This is a genomic window from Ornithinibacillus sp. FSL M8-0202 (assembly GCF_037975285.1).
Classification (GTDB): Bacteria; Bacillota; Bacilli; order Bacillales; family Amphibacillaceae; genus Ornithinibacillus; species Ornithinibacillus massiliensis.
This window is the reverse complement of the sequence record NZ_CP150248.1, coordinates 334107-359993: the sequence shown is the minus strand read 5'-3', so window position 1 is coordinate 359993 and position 25887 is coordinate 334107. Positions and strand designations below refer to the sequence as shown.

The 25887-nt window shown below is 35.5% G+C and carries 30 protein-coding genes and 1 pseudogene; 28 read left to right on the top strand and 3 right to left on the bottom strand.

What is annotated here, in order from left to right; all coding sequences use genetic code 11:
- The first annotated feature begins 1 nt into the window (after position 1).
- From MKY78_RS01780 to MKY78_RS01695, 18 genes and pseudogenes are all read left to right on the top strand, one after another.
- Positions 2–937 (top strand): type II secretion system F family protein, encoded by a 936-nt coding sequence (locus tag MKY78_RS01780; RefSeq protein ID WP_339215730.1) that lies wholly within the window; start codon positions 2–4, stop codon positions 935–937.
- Between the two features lie 19 nt (positions 938–956).
- The gene (locus MKY78_RS01775; protein ID WP_339215729.1) at positions 957–1175 is read left to right on the top strand and encodes a hypothetical protein; all 219 of its coding nucleotides are present in this window, start codon (positions 957–959) and stop codon (positions 1173–1175) included.
- A 72-nt stretch (positions 1176–1247) separates the two neighbouring features.
- The gene (locus tag MKY78_RS01770) at positions 1248–2657 is read left to right on the top strand and encodes a VWA domain-containing protein (RefSeq protein ID WP_339215728.1); all 1410 of its coding nucleotides are present in this window, start codon (positions 1248–1250) and stop codon (positions 2655–2657) included.
- A 39-nt stretch (positions 2658–2696) separates the two neighbouring features.
- Complete coding sequence (locus MKY78_RS01765; protein WP_339215727.1) at positions 2697–4154, top strand: hypothetical protein; 1458 nt, start codon at positions 2697–2699, stop codon at positions 4152–4154.
- A gap of 70 nt (positions 4155–4224) precedes the next feature.
- Positions 4225–5052: a hypothetical protein gene (locus MKY78_RS01760; protein ID WP_339215725.1), complete on the top strand. Its 828-nt coding sequence runs from the start codon at positions 4225–4227 to the stop codon at positions 5050–5052.
- 53 nt (positions 5053–5105) lie between these two features.
- Positions 5106–5609, top strand: a complete 504-nt coding sequence (locus MKY78_RS01755; protein WP_339215724.1) for a hypothetical protein — start codon at positions 5106–5108, stop codon at positions 5607–5609.
- Between the two features lie 25 nt (positions 5610–5634).
- Positions 5635–6036 (top strand): TadE family protein, encoded by a 402-nt coding sequence (locus tag MKY78_RS01750; RefSeq protein WP_339215723.1) that lies wholly within the window; start codon positions 5635–5637, stop codon positions 6034–6036.
- Positions 6033–6797, top strand: coding sequence for a pilus assembly protein TadG-related protein (locus tag MKY78_RS01745; protein WP_339215722.1), 765 nt, complete (start codon positions 6033–6035; stop codon positions 6795–6797). The genes MKY78_RS01750 and MKY78_RS01745 overlap by 4 nt, the downstream gene beginning before the upstream one ends.
- A 31-nt stretch (positions 6798–6828) precedes the next feature.
- On the top strand, positions 6829–7542 hold the full coding sequence (locus tag MKY78_RS01740) for a hypothetical protein (RefSeq protein WP_339215721.1): 714 nt from the start codon (positions 6829–6831) through the stop codon (positions 7540–7542).
- Positions 7543–7870: 328 nt separating this feature from the next.
- Positions 7871–8470, top strand: a complete 600-nt coding sequence (locus tag MKY78_RS01735) for a hypothetical protein (protein ID WP_339215720.1) — start codon at positions 7871–7873, stop codon at positions 8468–8470.
- 141 nt (positions 8471–8611) lie between these two features.
- Complete coding sequence (locus MKY78_RS01730; RefSeq protein ID WP_339215718.1) at positions 8612–9235, top strand: hypothetical protein; 624 nt, start codon at positions 8612–8614, stop codon at positions 9233–9235.
- 182 nt (positions 9236–9417) lie between these two features.
- On the top strand, positions 9418–10029 hold the full coding sequence (locus MKY78_RS01725; RefSeq protein ID WP_339215716.1) for a hypothetical protein: 612 nt from the start codon (positions 9418–9420) through the stop codon (positions 10027–10029).
- Positions 10030–10198: 169 nt separating this feature from the next.
- Positions 10199–10499 (top strand): annotated as a pseudogene (locus MKY78_RS01720) (helix-turn-helix domain-containing protein); the annotation flags it as partial.
- Positions 10500–10645: 146 nt separating this feature from the next.
- Positions 10646–11404, top strand: a complete 759-nt coding sequence (locus MKY78_RS01715) for a MerR family transcriptional regulator (protein WP_339215714.1) — start codon at positions 10646–10648, stop codon at positions 11402–11404.
- A gap of 200 nt (positions 11405–11604) precedes the next feature.
- Complete coding sequence (locus tag MKY78_RS01710) at positions 11605–11745, top strand: YpzI family protein (protein WP_064965382.1); 141 nt, start codon at positions 11605–11607, stop codon at positions 11743–11745.
- Positions 11746–12082: 337 nt separating this feature from the next.
- Entirely contained in the window at positions 12083–12295 is a 213-nt protein-coding gene (locus MKY78_RS01705) for a PepSY domain-containing protein (protein ID WP_186870055.1), read from the top strand.
- Between the two features lie 486 nt (positions 12296–12781).
- On the top strand, positions 12782–13246 hold the full coding sequence (locus tag MKY78_RS01700) for an NUDIX hydrolase (RefSeq protein WP_339215711.1): 465 nt from the start codon (positions 12782–12784) through the stop codon (positions 13244–13246).
- 165 nt (positions 13247–13411) lie between these two features.
- On the top strand, positions 13412–13951 hold the full coding sequence (locus MKY78_RS01695; RefSeq protein WP_339215710.1) for an STM3941 family protein: 540 nt from the start codon (positions 13412–13414) through the stop codon (positions 13949–13951).
- 27 nt (positions 13952–13978) lie between these two features.
- On the opposite strand, the gene MKY78_RS01690 is transcribed toward MKY78_RS01695, so the two are convergent.
- Positions 13979–14896 (bottom strand): SDR family oxidoreductase, encoded by a 918-nt coding sequence (locus MKY78_RS01690; RefSeq protein ID WP_339215708.1) that lies wholly within the window; start codon positions 14894–14896, stop codon positions 13979–13981.
- A gap of 139 nt (positions 14897–15035) precedes the next feature.
- On the opposite strand from MKY78_RS01690, the gene MKY78_RS01685 reads away from it, so the two are divergent.
- From MKY78_RS01685 to MKY78_RS01650, 8 genes are all read left to right on the top strand, one after another.
- Entirely contained in the window at positions 15036–15203 is a 168-nt protein-coding gene (locus MKY78_RS01685; RefSeq protein ID WP_339215706.1) for a hypothetical protein, read from the top strand.
- A gap of 166 nt (positions 15204–15369) precedes the next feature.
- Positions 15370–16200 carry a mechanosensitive ion channel family protein gene (locus MKY78_RS01680; protein ID WP_339215704.1) on the top strand — a complete coding sequence of 277 codons (831 nt, stop codon included), beginning with the start codon at positions 15370–15372 and terminating at the stop codon, positions 16198–16200.
- 149 nt (positions 16201–16349) lie between these two features.
- Positions 16350–17549: a DHHA1 domain-containing protein gene (locus MKY78_RS01675; protein WP_339215702.1), complete on the top strand. Its 1200-nt coding sequence runs from the start codon at positions 16350–16352 to the stop codon at positions 17547–17549.
- A gap of 605 nt (positions 17550–18154) precedes the next feature.
- On the top strand, positions 18155–19984 hold the full coding sequence (locus tag MKY78_RS01670; RefSeq protein ID WP_339215700.1) for a MotA/TolQ/ExbB proton channel family protein: 1830 nt from the start codon (positions 18155–18157) through the stop codon (positions 19982–19984).
- Positions 19974–20666, top strand: coding sequence for an OmpA family protein (locus MKY78_RS01665; RefSeq protein ID WP_339215698.1), 693 nt, complete (start codon positions 19974–19976; stop codon positions 20664–20666). Before MKY78_RS01670 ends, MKY78_RS01665 begins: the two co-directional genes overlap by 11 nt.
- 98 nt (positions 20667–20764) lie before the next feature.
- The gene (locus MKY78_RS01660; RefSeq protein ID WP_339215697.1) at positions 20765–20926 is read left to right on the top strand and encodes a hypothetical protein; all 162 of its coding nucleotides are present in this window, start codon (positions 20765–20767) and stop codon (positions 20924–20926) included.
- A gap of 25 nt (positions 20927–20951) precedes the next feature.
- Positions 20952–21080: a DUF6254 family protein gene (locus tag MKY78_RS01655; RefSeq protein WP_339215696.1), complete on the top strand. Its 129-nt coding sequence runs from the start codon at positions 20952–20954 to the stop codon at positions 21078–21080.
- A gap of 27 nt (positions 21081–21107) precedes the next feature.
- Positions 21108–21320 (top strand): hypothetical protein, encoded by a 213-nt coding sequence (locus tag MKY78_RS01650; protein WP_339215695.1) that lies wholly within the window; start codon positions 21108–21110, stop codon positions 21318–21320.
- A gap of 287 nt (positions 21321–21607) precedes the next feature.
- Here the strand turns inward: MKY78_RS01650 and MKY78_RS01645 are convergent, their stop codons facing one another.
- Positions 21608–22762, bottom strand: coding sequence for a dicarboxylate/amino acid:cation symporter (locus MKY78_RS01645; RefSeq protein ID WP_339215694.1), 1155 nt, complete (start codon positions 22760–22762; stop codon positions 21608–21610).
- 304 nt (positions 22763–23066) lie between these two features.
- On the bottom strand, positions 23067–23894 hold the full coding sequence (locus tag MKY78_RS01640) for a cell division protein FtsZ (RefSeq protein ID WP_339215692.1): 828 nt from the start codon (positions 23892–23894) through the stop codon (positions 23067–23069).
- Between the two features lie 241 nt (positions 23895–24135).
- Here MKY78_RS01640 and MKY78_RS01635 point away from each other — a divergent pair, with 241 nt between their 5' ends.
- Together MKY78_RS01635 and MKY78_RS01630 are read left to right on the top strand one after the other, a co-directional pair.
- The gene (locus MKY78_RS01635; protein WP_339215691.1) at positions 24136–24537 is read left to right on the top strand and encodes a MarR family transcriptional regulator; all 402 of its coding nucleotides are present in this window, start codon (positions 24136–24138) and stop codon (positions 24535–24537) included.
- Positions 24538–24554: 17 nt separating this feature from the next.
- Entirely contained in the window at positions 24555–25763 is a 1209-nt protein-coding gene (locus MKY78_RS01630) for an MFS transporter (protein WP_339215689.1), read from the top strand.
- Positions 25764–25887 lie beyond the last annotated feature (124 nt).

Sequence of the window (25887 nt, the reverse complement as noted above, 5' to 3'; positions counted from 1 at the left end):
TATGGATGCATTAATTATTTTATCAATTATCGGATTTTGGTTTAGTGTCGTACTATTTTTAAAGCACTACTGGACGTTCCTACAAGAGAAGAAAAAAAGACTAGATCATCTTTCAGATGTAACGAAAATAGATATCTTTGAAAAAAAAGAGAAGAAGAAGAATAGAAGAGCAGATTTATTTGTAAAAATGACAAAGTACGCAGATGACTTTTCAGAGCTAGGACAGCGAGTGAACTTTTTTAGTGAGAATCACAACGTTGAAGAGTGGTTAAGAAAATCAGGTAACCCACTTAAACTAACTGTACAGCGATTTCAAGGATTAAAGATTTTATTATTTCTTGTAGGACTTTTAGTTGGTATTTTAACACTTATCATTGGATTTCCCTTTTCTCAATATTTTTTGGCGTTTTCTCCTATATTAGGATATTTCCTACCAATTATTCTAGTTAGAAGGGAAGCAAAAAAACGTCAAGAACTTATTAGAAAGGAACTGCCGGACTTCTTAGATACAGTAAGTACTAGTGTTCAGGCAGGAGTAAGCTTAGATCATGCTTTACGGGAGGTGATAAGACACTTCGAAGGTCCAATTCGTGAAGAATTTTCACGGTTTAATAACGAAATAGACCTTGGGGTGCCAAGAGAAAGAGCGTATCGAGAATTGTTAAGACGTAATGATAATCCTGAATTTCAATCCTTAATTAAAGCATTAATTCAAGGTATGAGTTTAGGAGTGCCAATTGCTACAACATTTAGAATACAAGCTGAAGATATGAGGCAGATTCGTCAAGAAAAGGTAAAGGAGTTAGCTGCGAAAGCTTCTCCAAAAGTAACACTCGTTACAACTTTTTTAATTGCCCCAGTATCCATATTGATGATTGCCGGATTAATGATCATGAATATGTTAATGGGTGACAATAGTTTATTTTCAATTTTTTAATAACTAAGGAGGAAGAAAAATGAAAAAATTAAATGGATTTTTTATTAAGTCAATGAACAAGATTAATGAATGGAAAGAGGAAGAAAAAGGATCACAAACCTTAGAATGGCTAGGGATAGCTGCAGTAGTAGTTATTGTAGTGGGAGTAATTTCGCAAGCGTTTAGTGGAGATAGTGGTATCGGTGATACTGTTAAAGAAAAGTTTTCCGACTTTATTGATACTATTGGTGGAAACTAATTTATTTTTACAATAGATAATTTTTTTATTAGTTATAGGAATTAGTAATCATGTTTAATTAGGAGAATTCATATGAAACGTAATTCTTTAGTAATCCTAACGCTTCTAGTAACACTTATAATGGCTACAGGTTGTAATAAGGATAATAAAGATGAACAGGAAGATGTAAAACCAATAGAGCCTCCGGAAACTGACAATCAGGAGACTACGGTCGTTGAAGAAGAGGATAGCGATCAAGAAAATGAAACTGACTCTCAAGAACTTCTATCCAATTTGGATGAGGTGCCTCGTACTGTTTCAGATATAATTCATCAAAAAGCAGGGAAATATGCAGGAATGGATGTACGAGATGAGAGTGTAGTTGATCAAGTTCTTGAAGACTTAAATATATTAGATCCTCTTCCAGAAGATGCATCTGAGGATCAATTGAATGATTATTTTAAATATATATATGCCCTAGTTGCAGAAGATTTCCCGGATCCAAAAGATACTATAAAAAAATGGGAATTCGGATCATTTGGAGATCCTGACTTACCTGATTCACGTTTTCATTTTAAAGAAAATTATAATGTGGAAGTATTGCTTGATGGTAGTGGAAGCATGGGAGCATATATAGGTAATAAAACGATGATGCAGATAGCCAAGGAAACGATAAATGAGTTCATGAAACAAGTCCCAGGTGAAGCTAATGTCTCTCTTCGTGTCTACGGACATAAGGGAACAGGTTCAAATAGTGATAAGGAACTTTCATGTAGTACAATTGAGCAGGTTTATGGGTATGCTCCATACGAAGAAACAGCATTTCAAAAAGAACTTGATGAAATAGAGCCTGCAGGGTGGACACCACTTGCAGATGCATTAAAACAAGCCGAAGAATCATTATCGCAGTTCGATACGGAAAATAATACGAATCTTATATACGTAGTAAGTGATGGAGTCGAAACTTGTGATGGAGATCCAGTTGCAGTTGCAAAGTCACTTTCGGATTCGAACGCGAAACCGATTATAAATATTATAGGCTTTAATGTTGATAATCAAGCCCAAGCTCAATTAAAGGCAATGGCAGACATTTCTGGAGGAATATTCTCGACTGCTAATGATCAAAGTGAACTAGAGGAAGAATTTAAACGAGCGGAAGAGGTTCTAAAAGCCTGGGAACGCTGGAAAAAAGAGGCCCTCAGAGATGTGAACGCAATTCGGGTAGAGAACAATTTTGACATATTAAAAATTGGTAACGAATGGGGACATAAGGAAACAAGACAGTCGAATAATATTGCCAGAGCTGCGCGATTATTAAAAAATGAAGAAATTATTACTTTAGACCAAATGAATTATTTGCGCAGTATCAGAGATGATGTTCGAAAAATAATTAGAGAAGGTCAAGATGAAGTGAAAAATGAATTAAAAGATATAAGCACTGAAAGAATAGAAGAACTAAAAAAATCAATTGACGAAAAGTATAATGAAGGAACAGAAGATTAATTTAGTCTATGGACTAAAGAATGAATGGGGGTGATATCATTGTCCCGATTGTATAAAAAATTCTTTGCCTTATTAGGAATTATTATTATTACGTTCCTACCGGTTATGACCCCGACAGCCTATGCAATTAGTTCCTGGTCCGGAGATCCTTGGGAAGGAAGTCCGTGGAGTGGAGATTCTTGGGATGGTAGTAGTTTAGATTGGTCAGGAAACTCCTGGAATGGTAATAGTTGGAATGGAGATAGCTGGAACCAGTCTGACTGGAATGGTAATAGCTGGACAACACAATCGTGGAGCCAAAATAGCTGGGATTCACCAGGCTTCAACGGTAATTCTTGGACTAACCAGGGATGGGATGGTTCATCATTTCAAGGAAATTCCTGGACTAATTCAGGTTGGAGCAATTCAAGCTTTCAAGGAAACCCATGGTCAAACTCGAGCTGGAGTATGTATGGTTTTAATGGAAATCCATGGTTGAATTCTGGTTGGGCAGGTAATAACTTTAATGGCACTCCATGGGGAGAGACTGGTTGGAACCAAAATGGTATACAAGGAAATCCATGGTCGAATAATGGCTGGAACCAGAACGGTATACAAGGGAATCCTTGGCTAAATAATGGTTTTATTTCGGATCCTTTTCGAGGCAATGAAACCAATTCTGATACTACTAGTGGTCCACAAGCGCCCAATAATCCAGTAAATTTAAATACACCTTTTTATGATACGGATGATTTTAAAAATACTAAATTTGTTTGGGATTATATGGTGAATGCTGCAGTTGACATGGATAAAAACTTCCCAAACGGTCCCAGCACAAGTTTCTTAACAGGGGCATTAATTGATAGTATAAAGTTTAACCTAGGGGATCATATTGCGGTTGATCTTTATGATATTGGTGATAAATCTAAGTCTGTCTATGATAGCTATAATACATTAGATGGATTAAGGCAATCTGTATTTAATATAAATACAGTAGCTAATACAGGTAATGCTTATCACTATGCATCCGCCTCCAAACTTTCACAGTTTGGAAGTTTAATAAAAGACTCTGCAAGTACAGTTTTTAATAAGACGGATATTGCTAACATTTCTAGTACTTGGGGTTCCATGGGGGCAATATCGAAGCTTAATGTTATTGCTTCTGGAGTAAATGCTGGAATTTCAGCTTACAAAACAGGTGAAAGTGTTGGAAAAGCTATTAACACATGGCAGAATACTACAAATGGAGCTGAGCGAACAGTAGCAATTGCAGATATAGGGGCTAATCTTGGTGAGACCATAATGAGTGTAGGTGGTGTTACGGCTGCAATACCAGGAGGGCAGGCACTTGGAGCGGGTTTATTGGCTGTTGGTGGAGGATTGTTTGTAATATCAAAAGGAACACAACTTGTTACTAAAAATTGGGATAAGATAAGTAATTTTGGTAAGAAAACTGGTAAGGCAATTGCTGATGGCGCTAAGAAACTGGGAAGTACCATAAAAGGTTGGTTCTCTTAAATTCATGAGGTAACAGAATAGAGATTTGGGTCTATTCTGTTACCAAGAAAATATAATTAGGATGATTCAAATGAAGCAAATAGATGGAAATCAAATTCTTAAGTTAGGTAAGAAGCATAAAAAATGGAATGAGGACGTGACAATAGAAGGATTCCCGTATTTAATTAATAATAGTAGGTATTTTTTAGCAAATTATCTAGGGAAGCTCTCAAAAGATTTAAAGAATATAGCCATAATAACACCTGATACTATGCAAGAGGAAGATGCATTAAAGGCTATAAAGCCACTGGTTTATTTTTCTATAGCTTTTGATAGAGTAGAGAACAATACAAAAGGAAGAGCAGAGTTAGACTTCAGTGTATATGAGGAAATAAGAGACTATTTAAGGAATATTTTAAACTCAGGAGTATTAAAGACCGACTTATTAGCAATCTATGAACGTTCACTCAAGATAATAGAAAAGAATCTGCACTTACAACAAGAAATGTTAGCTTTGAGGGAGGAAGTTACTTCAATTGCTAAAAGAATACTAGCTAGAAGTTATTTTGTGGATAGTGAAATTGATGAAATTTTAAATATGGTGCCAGCTCCGGGATGGATTCAATATGAGCAATTATATGATAGTTATAAGTATAGACATGATTTTGATGTGGTATATGAAAACCAAAATAATGTAGAGTTAAAGCCTTTTTTTAATTTTCGAGATCCAAAGACTTTATATAATATGACTAGTAAGATTGCTGAACATCAACTAAGAAATTCTTTAGACAACTTAACAGATAGCATAGATATGTCTACATATTCTAAAGAGGAGTACTTTAATTATTGGACTACTAAGTTTAAAAAAGGTTTATCAGATCGTTATGTATATTTAAGTAATATAATTCGATATCCATGAAGGAAAATTCATGTGTAATTTATTTTATTTATCAATAATAAAGGAGTTATAGAATGATTAAAAGAATTCTATTAATAGTAATATTAGTGTTATTAACTTTTTTAGTAGCTTGTAATACCTCTCCAGAAGCTGAAGAATTAGCTGCTTACCATAATGATTATGTCGAGAATGTAAATAGCTTAGCTAGTCAGGTAGATATTGAAGTGCAAAAATCTTTCGCAACGGAAACTCCGGAAGAGACTTTAGATTTACAAACTAAAAATGTACTACCATTAATTTCTTCGATAAAAGAACATATTGAATCACAGAATCCAGAGTCTGAGGCAGTTAAAGAACTTCATAATCTCAGACTTAACCAATTATCAGCATGGGAAGAGGCGTTTAATTTACAATATCAAGCTCTTGAAAAAACTGTAAATGAGGAAGAAGAGGAAGAAGTAACTGAATTACTACAGCAATCTGATGAGAAGTTATTAGAAACAGCACAATATGGTCAAGAAGCAGATAATAAATTACGGGAATTAGCAGAGAAGTATAATGTTTCGTTAAACAATTGAAAGTTGTTTTTGGAGGATATGCCTTATGAAATGGCTTAAAAAGGTCAAGAAAAATGAAGATGGCAGTGCCACAATTGAATTTTTAGGTATTGTCCCTATAGCATTATTATTATTAGTTATCATTTGGCAATTTATTGTAGGGGTCAATGCAGTTGTAGTAGCGAAGTCTGCTGTTAATGAATATGCTCAAGTTTATTCTGTAACGAAAGAAATAGGTGAAGCACGTGATGCCGCTAGTAACATTATCAATTCTACAGGTGATTATGTTACTTTAAATAACTACACCAGGGAGCCACAAATCTTTGATAAAGAATTTACAGCGGAAATTGCAGTTAATATTAGATTAGTGTTTATACCAGATTTTTTTGGCGGGGCTGTACCAACTATTCCATATAATGTTTCAGCATATGGCAGGGTTATAGAATGAAAAGATTAATAGAGTTTAGTCGTGATGAACGAGGGAATATGGCCTTATTCGTATTAGGTATGTTAGGAATAATGATGGTGTTATTTGTCTTTGTAATCAATCTAAGTTCTGTTTTGGTAACTAAAGAGAAATCTAATACAACTGTATCTCAAGCAAGTTTAGCAGCAAGTAGTGCGTTCTATGAAGAAGTGCGTAATACGATCACGAGTTATTCTTATCCTCAGCCAACTCCACCAACACAACCAGATGATGATGCTGATGACGAGGCTTTTGATGAATATGAAGATAAGTTAGAAGATTATTATGAGAAATTGGAAGTTTATAAGTTCTTTTCGGAGTTTGAGGAAATAATAGAAGATAAAATGAGTAGTTTAACTGGCTTAAGTTATTATAATTGGTCGAATCAAGAAAAGAAATTGCAAGCTTTAGATTTAGTATTAGAGGAAGCTCTTACAAATGAAGGATTGCTGCAAGAGATAGTAGAAGAATTACTTGTAGGAAATAATGAAATTCATAATGCAACGATTCAAATGGCTATTTTAACTATCGAGAAAAATGGTGGGGTTCTTGACGGTGCAACCCTTAATATAGAAGACAATAGAATAATTATAAAGGCGGCTAATGAAACTACGGAAACTTCTTATGATAGTTTCATGTCAGGCATGACAGAGAAATTATATCAAGAATCTGCAGGACCAGTAATTGATTTTATATCCTTAATTTGGACAAAAAATACACCAGTCTATCTCGAGTATGAATAAACTATATTTTTTAAATTCAGAGGAGTAAATTATGGAAAATCCATTTAGATATACATGGGAAATTTATACAGGTCGTTTTGAAAGAATTTTACTTTTTATGCTTTTTACTACACTTCCCCTACTGCTTATACATTCTTTTTCTACGAATTATATTTATTTAATAACACCGAGTAATGATCCCGTATATTCCTTTGCAGATATATATTATGGATTACTTACAATTTTATTATTTATTTTTGCGCAAATTCCATATATACGATTTATCTATAACGAGTACCATGATAACGAAAAAAGCTTTCTTGATTCTATTTATCAATTAGTTGTCATTGGATTTACAGTATTTATATTCGCAACTATAGTATCCTTTGTAGCTATTATCGGCTTTTCTTTATTCGTCATTCCGGGTTTTGTAATATTAGCATTAACTTTACCTATACCATATATTAGTGTTTTTGATAAAAAATCGGTATGGAAAGCTTTCAAGGAAGGCATAAGGCTAGGTAAAAGACATTTTTGGAAAATTCTCCTGTTAATTGTCATATCAGGTGTACTTGAAATGGTGGTTGGTCTTTTTATTACGGCACAGGTATTTAATATTACGAATTCCTTTGCTGCACAATTAATCACTCAAATCGTATTAAACTTAGTTTATTATCCATTTATAGTGATGTTATTAAGTTCATGCATGATAAAGTGGCGCGAGGAACAAGAAGTACTTGAAACTAGTGAAGAAGAAGTTGCCTAAAAGAGTCAGAGAAAGGGATTTGGGATAGAGGACTAGTGACTTACATTATAGTGCACCAAATTATAGGGTGCTTTTTTTATGCAAACGGTGAACAAAAGGAAATTTAATAGCTAAATGTGAAAAAATAAGAAGGAGTGTCCTTCTGAAAAAAGTAGTTAAGTCTTATTTTACCTACAATTTCTTTATTCCTTTAATCATGTAGTGATACTAAAGATAGTAAGAAAAGAATTCTTGATAATGAAACAGATACGGATTTAAAAGAAAGTCCGACTTATGTTTTAGCTTAAAGTGCAGCTACAGCCATTAATAAAAACAGAGGTGTTCGCTAATGAAAAAGCTACTATTTATGTTGATGTTCATAATGTCAACTATGTTATTGCTAACAGCATGTAGTAATGAGGAATTAAATGATAATCAGCAAGATAATAACGAAACAAATGGTGATGCAAGTCCAGGTGATAAATCGTCGAATGGCCGTTTTAGTGTTGAGGTAGAAGACCAATTGGATTTAACTGTAGGTGATACGGGTGTGTTTCATACAACCCTAGGTAGATACGAAATGACGTTAAATAGTGCAAAGTTGCTAGGTACTGAATTTGAAGGAGAAGAAACATTACTAGATGAATTTATTTTACTAGAAATTACGATTAAAAATATAGGCGAAAATGAAATTCTTATTGAAGAGGTTATGCATTCAATGGGAGTTTCACATAAAAAGAAAGGTTCTAACTCATATGATGGAGCGGAGGATTTTGAGAGTATAGAAAAGTTTACTGGTAAACTGGCTCCGGGTGAAGAAAAAACAGGAGAGTTTATTACGGATGTTTATGCTGGTGATGAATATTATTTTAAAAAGGATAGCGGTAATATAGGAGGAGGGAGTAGTAATCAGGTTATATGGACAATTAAACCAGATGAGGCAAGATAGTCTCTAATAGAAAATCTAATTTGTGTATGTTAGCTGTATAGTCATTGGGATGAATGACTATACAGCAGTACATAATACATTGTTTTTAAGCTAGTTCAAAGCTTTACTCAAAAATCTAATAGATAGGGTGTTAAGTAGCGGATGAAAATAAAAATGTTAACCTTGTTTTCCTTGTTGGCAATCATTTTAGGGTTATTAGTGGCATGTGGAAGTGAAAGTGCAAGTGTACCTGTTCCAAAAGAGTTAATTGAAAATGCAGATACTAATCCTATTGAAATCAAAGATCAATATGAATTATCTATTGGGGATACAGGCTATACAGTAGATTTTGGCAATAAGAATATCCTAGAAATCACGTTAAATTCGGTGGAAGTGGTAGATGAAATTGAAGGTGATGCAGCTGCCAATAATGCGAATCCTGAACGAGTGTATGTTGTCGCAAACTTTACTGTTAAAAACCATGGTGAAATTGGAATTTCTAAGTCTGGACTCGAGTACCCAGTACTAGTTGATGGGAATAACTTAGCTCAAATCCAAAATAATCAAGTTACCCATCGAAATGATTTAATCGGTATTGGAGACAGAATTAAAATCTTTGAAGATGCATTCTTTGATTTAGGTCCGATTGAACCGGGAGAAGAATTAACCGGAAACATGCTTATAACCGCAGATAGACGTGCGGATAGCTATATTCTGTATTTCGGATATAATCGGGATTATTTAAATAAACTGACTTGGCATTTTACTGCAGAAGAAGCAGAATAGTTGAGCTTTAGAAGAAATACGTTATCCATCATATTATACAAGGTGCGATGTAAAAGCTTGGCTATTCAGGTGGAAGAATTTTATAAAATCATTCCCTATTCTTGAGATAAGGAAATTACTGTTTCTAAATTAATTTTGGAATGAATAGAATGAAATGGTAGTGAAAAAGAAGGTGGATCCATATGAAAAAAACAAAGTGGTTAAGTCTAATTTTACTTACAATCTCTTTATTACTAGTAGCATGTAGTGATACGAAAGATAGTAAGAAAGAATCTGAGGAAACGAATTCTGCTAATAACTCGATAGAAGATAATTCCGAAATAGATGATGATACTGAAACTCAATCAAATGACGCTAATGAGGTGGAAGACCAGCTGAATTTAGGAATTGGTGATACGGGAACGTTTGATACTACGTTAGGAACGTATGAAGTTACATTAGTATCAGCAAAACTAGAGGATGACATTGATGGCCAATCTTCAGAGTTAGATAGATTCATCGTATTAGATCTTACTGTTAAAAACACAAGTGGGGGAGAACAGAAAGTAGAAGATTTGCTATATTCACTTGAAGTAACAGATTATCTTGATGGAAGTGGTTTCTCAGATGCATCGGAGCATGTTGATAGTATCGAAAAAATGTCTGGAGTTATAGCACCGGGAGAAGAAATGTCAGGTCAACTGGTTACATTTGTATATAATGCTGATGAGTATTATTTTCGAAAAGACCCAGGTAATATTGCAGGAGGAAGTAGTAATCAAGTGATATGGACGATTAAGGCTGATGAAGTATAATAGTTTTGAAGACTCCCACCTCAAGGAATGAAAAATGAGTAGGTGGGAGATGAATCGCCATCTCGATTGTTCGACTATTCAAGTGCTTATATTCTTTCTCATTTTCCCCTGAAAGGACCTATCCACTTACAAAATATGGTATAATAGAGGTATCGTGATACTGAAAGAGGTGCAAGCAACATTCGTCAAAAAAGCCTATAAATTCCGTATCTATCCAACGATAGAACCGAAAAGACAGATTGCGAAAACTATTGGCTGTTCTTGTTTTGTTTTTAACCATTTTTTAGCAAAATGGAACGACACCTACAAACAGGAAAAGGACTGATGTATAACGCTTGTTCTGCTCAACTACCTCAGTTGAAAATTTATTAAGCTGGTTAAAAGAAGTAGACAGCATTGCAGTCCAATCTTCCCTCCGAAATCTCTCCGATGCCTTCTCCAGATTCTTCCAAAAGCAAAACAAACCCCCTTGATTCAATTCCAAAAAGCATCCGGTTCAATCCTACACAACACAGTAAAAAGGTACGTTTTCTTTTTTCTTTATGAATTTTAATATGCCCCTTGACCTTAACGTTACGTAAAGGTTTATGATGAGGTTGTCGGGAGGGGAATCACTATGGAGTACACAGTAAATAAACTTGCCCGTATTTCTGGAGTAAGCGGACGCACGCTCCGTTATTATGATCAGATTGGATTATTGAAGCCGGCAAGAATTAATTCATCTGGCTATCGTATTTATGGGCAAGAAGAAGTAGATCTACTTCAGCAAATTTTGTTTTACAGAGAGTTAGATGTAAGTCTAGAGGATATTATGGAAATCATCCAACAACCAGATTTCAATCGAAAAGAAGCACTGAAGAATCATCATGAAAAATTAAAGCAAAAGAGAGCCCGTCTTGACCAGATTATGGCAACCGTCGAAAATACAATTGCCAGTATGGAAGGAGGAGTACCCATGCAGGATAATGAAAAATTTGCTGGATTTAAAGAAAAGTTGATGGAAGAGAATGAAAAGAAATATGGCAAAGAAATCCGTGAAAAATACGGGAATGATATCGTTGAGGCAAGTAATACAAAATTAAGAGGGATGACACAAGGGGATTATCAAGCAATGACAGAGCTTGGTGAAGAAATAATGAATTTATTAAAAGAAGCTTATAAAACGGGCGATCCAGCATCAGAAAAAGCACAACAACTAGCTGAGAAACATAAGCAATGGCTACTGTATTCATGGACGAATTATTCCAAAGAAGCACATGCGGGCCTAGCTGAAATGTATGTGGCAGATGAACGGTTTACTGCTTATTATGACACTGCTATAAAAGGCGGTACACAATTTTTACGAGACGCTATTATGATTTATTTAGATAGCTAATTAGAACATACCATGCGTCAACGTACTTGGTGCATGGTATGTTTGTAATCTAGGTTAACTAATTCCATAGTTCCTTTTTATATCGCTTTCCACTCCTAAATAGTAGTTGAATAGCATATATGAGCATAATAAGAGGATTGGTCAAAAGTTAAGGAATAATTCCAAACAAAAAAACCATCTTAGTAATAGGAGGTGCTAAGATGGGAAAAGACCGCCAAGAAAAAAAGTTAAAGAAAAGTAAGCGTGTAGAATCTGATCGTGATGTAGGATTGCGTTACAAGGGTTCAACCATTATGTCTAGTCCTGAAGAAGCGATGGAATTAAATGATGGGAAGAAGTAGTAGGAAACAAAGGGAAGTCTCTGTGTTAGAGATATTCCCTTTTTTGTTTTTATAAACTTTTTTATGGAAAGAAAAAAACTAAACGTTAAAAATATGATGCTTGCACTAATAGTTTTGATAAGTATCGAATATGATGTCTAAGGAATGAATTAATATGATTCTAATCAAATTTTAATTTAACTGTTATTTTTCTTTAAGGATTTATGGCTATATTAAAGAAGAGACAATTACTATTCTCTGCAATTGAATTTACACATAAGACACTTAACACATAGACATAACAAACAATTAACGTACAGATGAATTTAACGATAATGTAGATTGGTAGGAGGAAAATATGGAACAAGCTACTTTCCCAAATTTAATCACAGAGCTTCAAGCAATTGAACTTGCAGAAAGTGTTATAGAAGGCACCGTTGTTCAAATGGTACTAGATGTAAATAAGGGCATCTATATATACGAGCTAGAATTAAAAACAAAGAATGGAAACACTGCAATTGAATTAAATGCTATTACCGGTGAAGTAATACGATCACTAGATTCAAGGTAGGAATAGTAACAATGAGTTCTTACTGATAGATAAAGGCATCATGAAGATTTTTTAGCAGATTGGAACGTATGAAAACTATCCTCCCTGTATAAGAAAAAACACATCCGCCCTTCTTTTAGCGAATGTGTTTTTTTTTTCTTATGGTGGGAATTTTGCGGATAATAACTTTTCGAATATTATGCTAGCACTTATAATGAAGGAATAGTCTGTCAAATATATTCTTTCATGTTTTACGGAATGTAGCTTAAAGGATAAGGGAAATACCGAATAAGTTATAAAAATAGGCAAGTTCATTGGTAGTACTTACAACCATATCATTTCTAGTAATCATGAATATAGTTAAAATGAAGGATATTTTTTACTCGCTTGTTTACCTTGTAACGGTACAAGTACTAGTCAAAAATCACTACTTTATGGGCTAGAGAAGCTGTTCAGTAATTATCATCATCAAGTCCGATCGATAATTTTAGATAAAGGAGCAAATAGATGGGATATGTAGAGGATTTGAGGGAAATAGTAGGCCATAGACCGTTAATCTTTGTTGGTGCTGTGGCAATCATTACGAACACTGAAGGGAGTATTCTACTGCAACAACGAAGGTTTCCAAATGGAGTCTGGGGAATTCCTGGAGGGTTAATGGAACTTGGAGAATCAACGGAAGATGTAGCAAGAAGAGAAGTTAAGGAAGAAACCGGACTGACCATTGGTAGGCTTCACTTAATTAATGTCTATTCTGGCGAGGACCATTTTATTATTGCTGAAAATGGAGATCAGTTTTACGTTGTGACAGTTGCTTATTATACCAATGAATATGAAGGTGAAATACAGGTGGACGAAGCAGAATCAATAACGTTTGAATTCTTTCCACCAACAGAATTGCCAGAAAGAATGGTCGGAAGTCATCGAGAGATTATTCGGGAATATCTAAACAAGCATAGGGGGAGAGTCTGATGTACTATGACTCTCCTTAATCCCTACAACTCCTGCTTTACTTCTTTTAAACCTTAATAGAGAGTGAAATCTGACTAAAGTCCTGGTTTTTAGAGGGGACTTTTGCCCCTTGAAGCAATTAGAACAAAGGGTATACTCGGTAACGTAACGGAAGGAGGGAGAATGATGAAAGAATTAGTAATTTACCCTAAAAAAGGGAAGATGATCTTATATGGAATCGGTTGCCTTATTTTTGTAGCTATTGGGGTAATACTTTTTTTAATAGGACTAATTGATAACGGGAGTGATCGTCTAACGTTTCTTCTTATCGGTGGAGTTGCTTTTGTCTTCTTTGGCCTTTGCATGGTTTATTGGGTGAAAACAATGGCAAAAAGGAAACCAGCTATTATCATTAATCAAGAAGGAATAACAGATCAATCTACATATATTGCGGCTGGATTAATTAGATGGGAAGAGATAGAAGATATTGATTTCATTCAATTTGGTGGTCAAACATACCTCGGGATTTTTACAAAAGATCCTGATTTAATTGTTAATCGAAGTAGCTCTATTAAGAAAATGTTAAATCGGATGAATAAGGGCATATTACCTTCTCAAGTTAATATTCCGGTGAAAATATTGGATTGTTCTGTTGAAGAGCTTATTGATAGGATAAATAAAGAGTGGGAAAATCAAATGAGTCAACAAGAACCATCCACAAAATAATAATCGGGATAGTAGTATCCCGATTATTTATCCGAAAATCTCACCGCCATTGACATGTAACACCTGACCAGTAACAAAGCGTGAATCATCTGAGGCAAGATAAACAAAGGTTGGTGCTACTTCAAAAGGCTGAGCTTGACGGTCCATTAGGTTATTCACTTGTGTTACTTCATCCGCTGAGAAGCTTGCAGGGATTAGTGGAGTCCAAATTCTACCAGGAGCAATGGCATTAACGCGAATTCCTTTATCTGCTAAATTTCTTGCAAGTGCGCGGGTGAAGCCAATGTTTGCTCCTTTTGTTGCGGTATAATCGATTAATTGATCGTTGCCAAAAAATGTCACAACAGAGGCGGTATTTATAATGGAACTACCTTCCTTCAAGTATTTTAATGCTTCACGAGTAGTATAAAAGTGAGAATATATATTGACTTTAAACGTTTCATCGAATTGTTCATCGGTTATATCTAATAAACTTAATTGTTGAAACTGGATGCCAACATGATTACAAAGGATATGCAGTTCGCCGAATGTTTCCAATGTCTGTTGGACAATAGCAATACATTGTTGTTTTTCCCTGAGATCACCAGGTAAAAGCAGACATTGTCTACCTAACGCTTCTACTCTATTCTTAGTTCTATTGGCATCCTCGTGCTCATCCAAATAGGAAATCGCTACGTCAGCGCCTTCCTTAGCAAAGGCAATAGCGGCAGCAGCTCCCATACCACTGTCGCCACCAGTGATTAACGCGACTTTTCCTTTTAATTTTCCACTACCTTTGTAATTGGGGTTCTCAATGATTGGTTGTGGCACTATGAGACTTTCGATTCCAGGCTGGCGGTATTGCCGTTGTTCAGGTACTGTTATCGGAACTTCCTGATATTTGGTGATTTTTCCATAGTTTGGATACATTGGATAGGATTGATTCTTAGAGTTATCTTTTGACATACGAACGATTCCTCCTTCTTGTTAATAATTACTCTATTCGATATGGGCGAATGGTGTGCCTGGTTGGAGTAGTACAGTCTCATTTATGCACGATGTCGAATAAAATAGCTAGAAATTAAGAATGGGAGGCTTCGGTGTCATGAATTATTACTATAATCCAGAGGTTCAACTGCTGTTATTGAATCAATCCGATAGTAAGGTAACTGTATCATATTTGCCTGGAATCCAATTTCGTTTGCCGTTGACAGCAAACAGACCACCATTTTTTAAGCATCCAAGATATGAACCGTATTATACGGTTATTTAATATCCGTGCTAGGAAATTTGGTTCAAGGTTCCCTAGCACGTTTCTACATAAAAGGCGTATTAGGTTATCGTTTGACGAGTGATGTTTAATTTTGATAGATTAAGGGAATACTTTATTCGTAATCTGTAAATAGATTACTAGATTAAAATAGGTTGAGGGTGAAAATATGTTAGATTGGATAGATGATATTAATTGGACAGACTTATTACTTCAAGTTGGAAATATTGCAATTCGAGTAATTGCTATTGTCATTTTGTATTTTATTGTGAAGTCTATAGGGACTCGTGCAATAAGGAAGGTATTTAATCGGAAACAAGAAGAAATGACTTTGGGTAGAGCGAAGACATTAGAATCTATTACGCAAAATATATTTACATATTTCTTATTGTTTATTTTTGCTGGATTTATTTTTTCTATCTTTCAATTTGATATTACTACGTTATTAGCAGGTGCCGGTATTGTGGGTCTAGCCATCGGTTTCGGTGCACAAGGCCTAGTCAGTGATGTAGTTACTGGTTTCTTTATTTTATTGGAGCAACAAATTGATGTTGGAGATTATGTGACAGTAGCAGGGAAAGATGGAGTAGTTGAGGAGGTTGGTCTTCGTACTACGAAATTAAGAGGAATGGATGGTACATTACACTTTGTACCCAACCGTGAAATTACGAATGTTAGTAATCATTCCCGAGGAAATATGCGTGCGCTTGTCGATATAGGTATTTCTTATGATGATGATATTGATAAAGCGACACAAATTTTGCAGCAAGTATGTGAGCGGATTGCAGCAGAGGATGAGAACATCGTCGAAGGCCCAGATGTGATTGGTGTACAAGCTTTTGGTGCATCTGAGGTAGTACTTCGTGTGATTGGTAAAACAAAGAATGGAGAACAGTGGGCAGTCGAACGGAATTTACGTAAAGCCATTAAAGAAGCGTTTGATCAAAACGGTATAGAAATACCTTTCCCACATCAAGTCCATATCAATAAGAATGCCTAAATATGAAGAGTAGCCAAGTAATGTTGGTTACTCTTTTTTAAATAGGATAAATGTATGAGAATCCTATCTTCTATACAAAAACTTCCTTTCCTTTATTAAGAGGGGTATAGTAATAATCAAGAACTAACGTCATAAGAGGTGAAGAAAGCGTGAAGACAGAAAAGCTATATTATCAAGATCCATATTTGGGACGATTTACAGCAAGCATTTTACATAATGGGAATGATGAACAAGGGAAATTTTATGTTGTGTTAGACCAAACAGCATTTTATCCTACAGGTGGTGGACAACCTCATGATACAGGTACACTAAATGATATAGAGGTCTATGATGTAGTGGAAATAAATGGAGAAATTCGTCATTACCTAAATGGAACACTGGACAAGGGTCAGGAGTGTGTGGGTGAAATTGATTGGGAGAGACGTCTAGATCACATGCAACAGCATGCGGGTCAACACATTCTTTCCGCTGCATTTGAAGAGGAATATGGATATAAAACAGTTAGCTTTCACCTAGGTAAGGAACTTTGCTCGATTGATTTAGCAACGGACCACCTTACGAAAGAAGAGGCGTTAGCAGTGGAGAATATCGCTAATATCATCATTATAGAAAATCGACCAATTGAAACAAGATGGGTAACGAAGGATGAATTAATCCATTATCGTTTGAGAAAAGAAGTATCTGTAAAGCATAATATTCGACTAGTCATCATTCCGGACTTTGATTATAACGGTTGTGGTGGAACACATCCTAATTCAACCGGCCAAGTAGGGTCAATTGAAATTTTACATTGGGAAAAGCATAAAAAACATACCCGTTTATATTTTGTCTGTGGAAAAAGAGTACGTCATCAATTACATGAAAAGCACCAAGTTATTCAAGGGTTAACAGTAATACTAAGTACACCTCAAGAACAGTTGATAGAAGCTACAAAACGAGTAATAGAACAAACAAGGGAACTTGAAAATACAGTTAAAGATTTAAAGCTACAACTAATCGATTATGAAGCTGCTTCTTTAATGGAAAAGTATACCAATCAGAATGGTTTCCGATTAATTGAGCTGGTATTTGAAAATAGGACTATGCCAGAGCTTCAACAATTAGCTAAAAATATTACTGCTAAGTCAACTAATACAATAGTATGCTTTGTTAACGAAACAATTGATAAACTTCAAATCGTTTGTGCTTGCGGTTCTAATGTACCTATGAAAATGAACCAAGTGCTAAAGCAAGTATTACCTCGGATTAATGGTAAAGGTGGAGGAACAGATACAATTGCACAAGGTGGTGGAGAAAAGCTAGTTACTAGTAAAGAACTAATGGCTGAGTTAGTGAAAGAGTTAGATTAATGTAATACCTACTATTTGCAAAGGTGCCAACTGTATGTGGCACCTTTTTTGGGATAAATTGTATTGGGCTTTCTGAATGGAGAGAGGGAGGTAACGGATTGTCCTCGTCTGTGCCCAAAATGTGGAAGAACCGTCGACCAAGGTAACAGAGAGCCACCCTCAGTGCCCTAAATGAGGAGGAATCGCCGATCAAGGTAACAGAGAGCCATCCTCAGTGCCCAAAAAGAGGAGGAACCGTCGGCCGAGGTAACAGAGAGCCATCATCAGTGCCCTAAACGAGGAGTAATCGTCGGCCAAGGTAACAGAGAGCCATCATCAGTGCCCTAAACGAGGAGTAATCGTCGGCCAAGGTAACAGAGAGGCCTCGTCAGTGCCCAAAAAGAGGAAGAACCGCCGATCAAGGTAACAGAGAACCCCCGTCTGTTCCCTAAATAGGGAAGAACTACAAAAAAGGTAATGTAAAATACCTAACATTCCCCCTGCAATATACCCCCATTACATAATTTTCATTATATTGTTCTGACAAGCATTCATGATTTATCTAGCTCTCGAATAGGATGTACTAATAAGCGTACGAGAATCTTATTTGGCGGGAGAGGTAAGTAGTGGTGCAATTTATATTAGAAATCTTTACAAGTAAGGAAAAGGCGGAAGCAATATTGTCAAGTCCCCTAATAGAGCTGATATTTTTGATGCTTATACTAGGGTTTATTATTTCTGTTTTAGTTCATTTCATTGTATTTAATAAACTTAACAAGCTACGAAATTACTTTAAAGAAACAAACAGGATGGATATTGAACCACTGGCATCATTTTACCAAGAGTTTGAAAGAAGGAGTCAAATTGAATCTGTTGCACGAGAGACGTTTGTCCAGGAAAGGTTTTCAAGCTGGAGAATTTTTGGAATTCCTGTGGTGAATTTAATTAAAATGATACAAATGACAATTTCGGTGTTTATATTACTTGGTGTTCTTGGAACGTTTATTGGTCTAACTATTTCACTTGGAACCATTAATGCTACAGGAGAACAACTAGTTGAAAATATTGCAGCTGTATTAGCAGGAATTGACGTTGCCTTTTACACGAGTATTGCAGGTATGGGATTTTCTTTAATTATGACGATTTTGGTAAAAGCGTTTAATACAGAGCATATGCTTACCGACATTATGCTGAAAGTAGAATCAAGTCTAGAAGGTAATGATGAAAATAGCATGGGGCGTTTGATTCAAGTCTCAGAAATGATTAATCAGTCTATCGTTCAATTGCAAGAATCGAATCAACAATCTCTAGGTAATATTGAACGAGCTTTTGAAGGATTTCAAGAATATACAACTGGATTACAACAATCAGCAAAGGATTTAGCAGCCTTCAATGATGGATTATCAAAGAACCTAGGAGAATTTCATCAACTTTTTAATCAGATGAAAGAGGTAACAGTTGGATTTAGTGAAGGGACTGCTCGATTAAACGCGAACTTTGATTCACTATTTGCTTACTTTAATAAAGTAGAGGAAAAGAATGAGCGTATTGTTAAAACGGTTGAGGGGACATATGAACAAATTAAAGAAGCGTCTGATACGCAAAAAGAATCCTTACTTCATATGAAAAATGTCGTATCTGATTTGAAGGACTTCACATCATCAATCTTACAAGGACAAAAAACAGTAGGGGATTCGATCGGTCAAATTGTAAATCAAAGTAATCAATTAGTTAAACGAATGGATAGTCATAATAAAGAGTTTAAACAAATTTTCGGAAATGATTTATCGTCTAGATTGGCAGGGATTACAACTTATTTAGGGGAGCTTTCAAGAGAATTCGACCGACTAGGGGAATCGATTTCTGGCCTGCCAGAAGCACTAGATGTCATTAATCATACACAAGCAGAATATAAACAACTTTTGACGGATCGGTTTGAGGAATTGAAGCATTTTAATCGAACCTTTAGTAATCATTTGAAAGAGCATACGACAGAATCGGTAGCATTTGAAAGGCATCTACGTGAAGTAACGAAAACATTTGAACAAGTGAGTATGAAAAATAACCAACTGATGCAGGAAATCGATTCGAAAATATCTCAGATGAACCAATCCTATAATCATCGAGAGAACCAAATGGAAGCGAGTGTAATAGTATTAAAGGATGCTCTTACCAACTATATCAACAACTTTGAAGGTTCATTTGGTAATCGTATAGATCAGGTAGTTCGGAACATATCACACTCCATGGATAATACAAATGAACATATTAAACGTGAATTTATGGAAATCCGCAGATTAAACGAGCAAATACAACAAACGAATGCACAGAATTTACAACACATACTCCAAGAATTAGGGAGAGAGATGCAAGCTTTAATTAGGCAACTTAGTGTTGTCAGTCAACAAGGGCCATCCAGACCTCCGGGAATAGGAATGAATCAAAATGGATACTAAATACCAGCGATTATTTAAGCGAGAAAATGATGAGGGTCAGTTTTGGCCATCCTTCACAGATGTACTGACGATTATTTTGTTATGCTTTATCTTAATTTTCATTGTCATGATGGTCATCAAATCATTACAAATTGAAGAGATGAAGCGGACAATTGATCAAATCATGGGAGTTAGAGTACATTTAGTGAATGAGCTTAAGGCTGAATTTAACGATTCTACTACAGGAATCACAGTGGATGATAAAACCGGTGCCATTTTATTTGATACGGATATTCTGTTTGAATTTGATCGAGCGGATTTAAAGCCCGAGTCGTATCAATTCCTAGACGAGTTTGTGCCAAAGTATCTAGATGTGTTGTTAGAAAGTGGTTATGAAGATTATGTGGCTGAAATTATTATTGAAGGGCATACAGACCGAAGTGGTGGATATCTATACAACTTAGAGCTTGCCCAGGACAGAGCATTTAGTGTTGCCTCCTATATATTAGGAGAAGAATTTCCCTATAAAAACATCCAAGAACATTTGGAACAAAAATTAACGGTCAATAGTAAATCTTATTCAGATTACCGAACCGATGAAAATGGCGAATATAATGCAGAAGAATCGAGACGGGTAGAATTTAAGTTTCGTTTAAAGGATGAAGAAATATTGAACCGCACAAGAGAGATATTAGGTGAGTAACAAGTTACGGAATTAGAATGTATCCTCCTTATTTCTTAGGATCATAGCATATTTCTAAATTTGCTGTTCCATACTATAAGAAAAAGGAGGATAAGGCAATGGCGAAGAAGACAAAGAAAAATCGTCCTGATCAAAAAAATAAACAAGGCTTCGACTCCAGTGTTCAAGACACAGAATTCTCGACAGAGTTTGGTAGTGCCAAAGCTAATCAAGCACATAAAGCTAAGGCTAAAAAAGCAAGGCAAAATAAACAAGGATAAAATGACATAGTAAGGAGAACTCCTCATGACTGATTCAAAGAGAGAAAAAGATAGACAATGGCAAGCAAGAAAAAATGCTAAAAATCCGCATGGTAAGATAAAATCTATGGACCAGTTAGCAGATGAAGCAATGAAAAATGACAAAAGATCATAATATAATAAGAAGCTAAGGAGCATCAGGATGAAGAAGCTTTCACATGATCAAATAATAAAAGAGCTAAATGAGCTATTAAATGAGGATGTCACCAACGCTTTTGAAGAACAGCTAAAATCTGCTGGAGAACATGGAATACCGAGCTTTATCATTTCCAATCAGGAAGGAAAGGAAATCGAAGTTGCGGTGGAATGGGATAAAGAAGCAGATCAACTTTATTATAAGATTCTACAGGATTAAGAAGAATCTACCTTTTATTAAAAAAGTCATACGAGTGACCCATTCTAGTAGTATCCCATTGGGAAAAAGATGTGCTATATGTATCTATTGATGAGACTGTAAAAGGAAGTCTAAAAGGCGAATAAAATGGCAATGAAACGTGATTGCATCTCTTGGGCTATGGATTATCTAAATAAAGCTCGCTTGTTGGGCTGTGTCATAATTCTGATTGAAGGTACCTATTTATAATACCAAAAAAACAGACAGCCTCTCGCAATCGTTATTTTTCGAGAGCTGTCTGTTTTTAGTTACTTTTTAAAGATAGTATTGACGATCGATGTGATGGCACCATCACCAGTGACATTACACGCTGTTCCTAGACTGTCTTGGGCAAGATATAGGGCTATCATTAACGATATCATTGCTTGATTAAAACCAAGCATAGTTTCTAAGAGTCCAATAGCTGCCATAACAGCTCCACCAGGAACACCAGGTGCTGCCACCATTGTAATTCCTAACATTAAAATAAATGGAAGGTAGGACTGCATAGTAGCTGGTTCACCATTAAGAAATAATACTGCTAGTGAACAACTAATAAGTGTAATAGTACTACCTGATAAATGGATATTAGCATATAAAGGAATAGTAAAATCCGCAATGGATTCCTTTACACCTAAGGATTTCGTTTGCTTTAAGGTTACTGGTATTGTTGCAGCTGAAGACTGTGTACCTAAAGCAGTAAAATAGGCTGGTGACATCTTTTTTAGCATTACAAAAGGATTTTGACGACTTAGCGTACCCGCAATAGAATATTGGAACACCAGGTATAATAGATGCAAAATAAGAATCATCAGCATTACTTTTGCAAAAACACTAATAATGGTTGCCACTTGTCCTGTATACGTCATATTTGCAAAGATCCCTAAGATGTGAAAAGGAAGTAATGGAATAATTACTTTTTCTATTACTAATTGAACAATAGCACGTAGGTCTAAAAAGATACCAAGTAATTTTTCACTGTGAATAGAAGCTAGACCAATTCCTAGCACAAACGAAATAATTAACGCAGTTACAACCTCGAACGGTGGTGTCATAGGAACGGTAAAGAAAGGCTCTGTTAATCCTTCTGTTGGATCTGTCACCGATTGTAGGGATTGTCCATTCAGTAAAGAAGGATAAAGCGACTTCGCTACGAGAAAAGCAATAATTCCAGCTAAAATAGTAGATGCATAAGCAAAGAAAGCACTTATACCGAGAAGTTTTCCAGCTCCACGGCCAATTTCACCTATTCCTGGTGTAATAAATCCTAAAATAATGAACGGGATAATAAAGCTAATAAAATTACCAAAGATGCTATTAAAAGTAGCAAGCAGCTGAATAAACCACTCATTGACAAATGAGCCAATAATAATCCCTACTATAATGGCAATAATAATTTTAGTTAGTAATCCGAATTTCTTCAAGATTCCCCCTCTTTTCTAATTATGATTAAATATCTGTATTTTACTATATAATCGTAGGAAATTTAAGAGAAAATGTATTCTGAAAGTTGAAAGGGATTACGTTATATGAATGAGGGGTAGCCCAATTACGTTTCGGACTACCCACTTACATTATTGCCTATTCTTAGGATAGCGTTCCTTCCCCTTCATATCATTTAATTCTTCTTTACTTTTATTTTTTTTCTTCTTATTCTTAGCCATGTTAATCCCTCCTTATAGCTTAGTTTGAACGATTCACTTAATTTAATGTAAGTATAAATAGTGGTTACTTGGGTTCTGCTAGCCATTTACGTATCACTTTCTTATATTTAGAGAACGTATTTTTGTTGGATTTTATTGGGGCATCCACGGGATCCTGTATACCATTTACTAGTAATGAAATGTTGAAAAGATGGCCAGGCTTATCAATTAAATAAGAACCAATTTTAAATAAATCAGCTTTATCAAACAAGTCATTTAGGCGGAGGTTGATTTGTCTAAAGGCTTCCATATCTACACCTCTTGTATAGCCGATGTTAATCATTAATTGCTTTGCTTCGGTAAAATCTTTTGGCAGATAGGGAGTTGAAATTAGGTATTTAAGTGGTTCGTCAAAACTTCTGCCTTCAATCGTATATATAAAAAGGGGGCCACGGTTCCGGGAAATAAAAGCTTTAATATCATGATAATCGATATTCACCTTTCCTGTATCCTCTACCATGTCCCGTATAGTACCAATTGCTCTCTCTTCAATTGCATCAAAAGCTTGGTGGGCCTCGTGGATAGGAATCGTAGGATCTATTGTTTGCATTAGTTCATCACTGTGGAAGAAGATGATAGCATCACAATAATCTTTCATGATGAAGTATTGTTCGTGGGCAGTCATTTTTCTACGTTTTCCTTCAAATCGAAATGGGAAGCGGAAGAGACCGATAAGTAATGGTTTACTCTTTTTTAAATTTTGTAGTTTATGCCCTAATGTCTCCGTCTCGCCGGGATTACCACCAATAAAACGATAAAAGCAGATATTATCTTCCTGAAATTCTGCAATAGTCGCTTGTTTTTGCTCTGAAACGTCCGTTTTCCTCTTAAATGGTTCAAAAATTCTCTCCATGTCGCCTCTCCCAACTCTATTATTTCATTATTTTCACCATAATATCAGATAAATCTAGTAAAGTTTGTCGTTTTCTGTTAAGAATAAAGACTTATTTTGTTGAAATAAGAAGTACGTTATAGTAGCAATAGATAATTGTTCTAATATTACTATTTTAAAGTAAGACCTATACAGCAGTGAAAAATAGGTGTAAGATTAGCATGATAGAAATACTTACCTAGGTAAGTAATGGAGGTCCGTAATGAAAAATCGTGATATCATTCATTTATTCAATCAACGTGTTCGTTTTATAAATAGACAATTGAATGATCGATTACAGTCACATGATTTATACCATGCTCAATGGTCGATTATGTACTACTTGTACGAGAATGGTCCCAAAACGCAATCAGAGATCACAAACTATTTTCATGTGAATCCACCTACGATTACTAGAACAGTTAAGCGAATGGAAGAGAATGGCTGGGTCAATCGAGTAGTAGGAAAAGACAGACGACAGCATTATATTGAATTAACAAATGATGCAATGGAGCGATATAAGGAAATTGAAAAGATCGTAGCGGACCATGAGGCGGAGATTCTTTCCAATTTGTCGGAAGAAGAAAAGGAATTATTTCATAACATATTACGGAAATTAGGATAAGGAGAAATTATTACAGCATGCATAATCATAAAGCTAAGATTTGGACAAAAGATTTTATAAACATTTCATTGACACAATTTATCGTATTTATAGGTTTTTACACGTTGCTTACTACGCTTCCTTTGTATGTGTTGAATGACTTAGGTGGTTCGGAAGCAGAAGGTGGACTTGTTGTAACGATTATGTTAATTGCAGCGATTGCCATGAGACCTATATCAGGTAACCTTTTAGATAAATTTGGTAAGAAAAAGACGTTATTATGGAGCACGGGCTTGTTTACAGGCACCATGTTTTTTTATTTTTTTATAGATAGTTTCATAGGATTAATGATTTTAAGATTTATTCATGGTCTTTCTTTTGGGGTTGTGACTACTGCTGCTAGTGCAATTGCGGCAGACATCGTGCCAAATGAAAGAAAGGGTGCTGGTTTAGGGTATTTTGCAATGGCTACAAATATTGCAATGGTCGTTGGACCTTTTATCGGTTTAACGCTTATCCAGTTTATATCGTATAAGGTACTATTTGTCTTGATTAGTATTATTGCTGTGGTAGGTGTTATTTGTGCCATGCAAGTAAACGTTCCACAGGAAATATATAAAATCAGAGATCGGAAAGCTAAGAAATTTACGTTAGATGCCCTAATTGAGGTCAAAGCGCTCTCGATTGCGGCTATTAGTTTGCTTGTTGGATTGGCATATTCTAGTATACTTTCCTATGTCAGTGTCTTTGCAGATGCGAATGGATTATCTCATGTAGCAAATTATTTCTTTGTTGTTTTTGCTGCTGTTATGATCCTAGCTCGGCCGTCATTTGGACAATTATTTGATGTGAAAGGACCAAAATATGTAATTATTCCATCCTTAGTCATATTCAGTGTTGGATTAGTCATGTTAAGTTATGTGGAATCAGCTTGGATGTTTCTAATAACAGCGGGGATCATTGGCCTTGGCAGTGGGTCTTTGCTACCAAGCTTCCAAACGATGTGTATTCAAGCTGGTGGGCCAGGGAGAAGCGGGCATGCTACGGCTACATTTTATATTTTTTGGGATATAGGAATCGCAACAGGTTCTTATGTACTTGGAATGATTGTAGCGAGATATAATTTTCACATCATGTATATTGCTTGTGCTGTATTACTTATAGTGGTTATAGCGTTATTTATGATCCAGCAAACCAAACATGATAGACGTATTGAAGTAGAGCAATCTGCCGCTACTCAAAATTGACAATAGCTTGGTTTCAGCCTTTAGACCGAAAACCCCTACTGAAAAAGTAGGGGTTTTTTATACCTATAAATCAGTCGCTGTTCCGAGTTTAAAAAACGTCAGAGTGTGTATGATAGTAGTATGA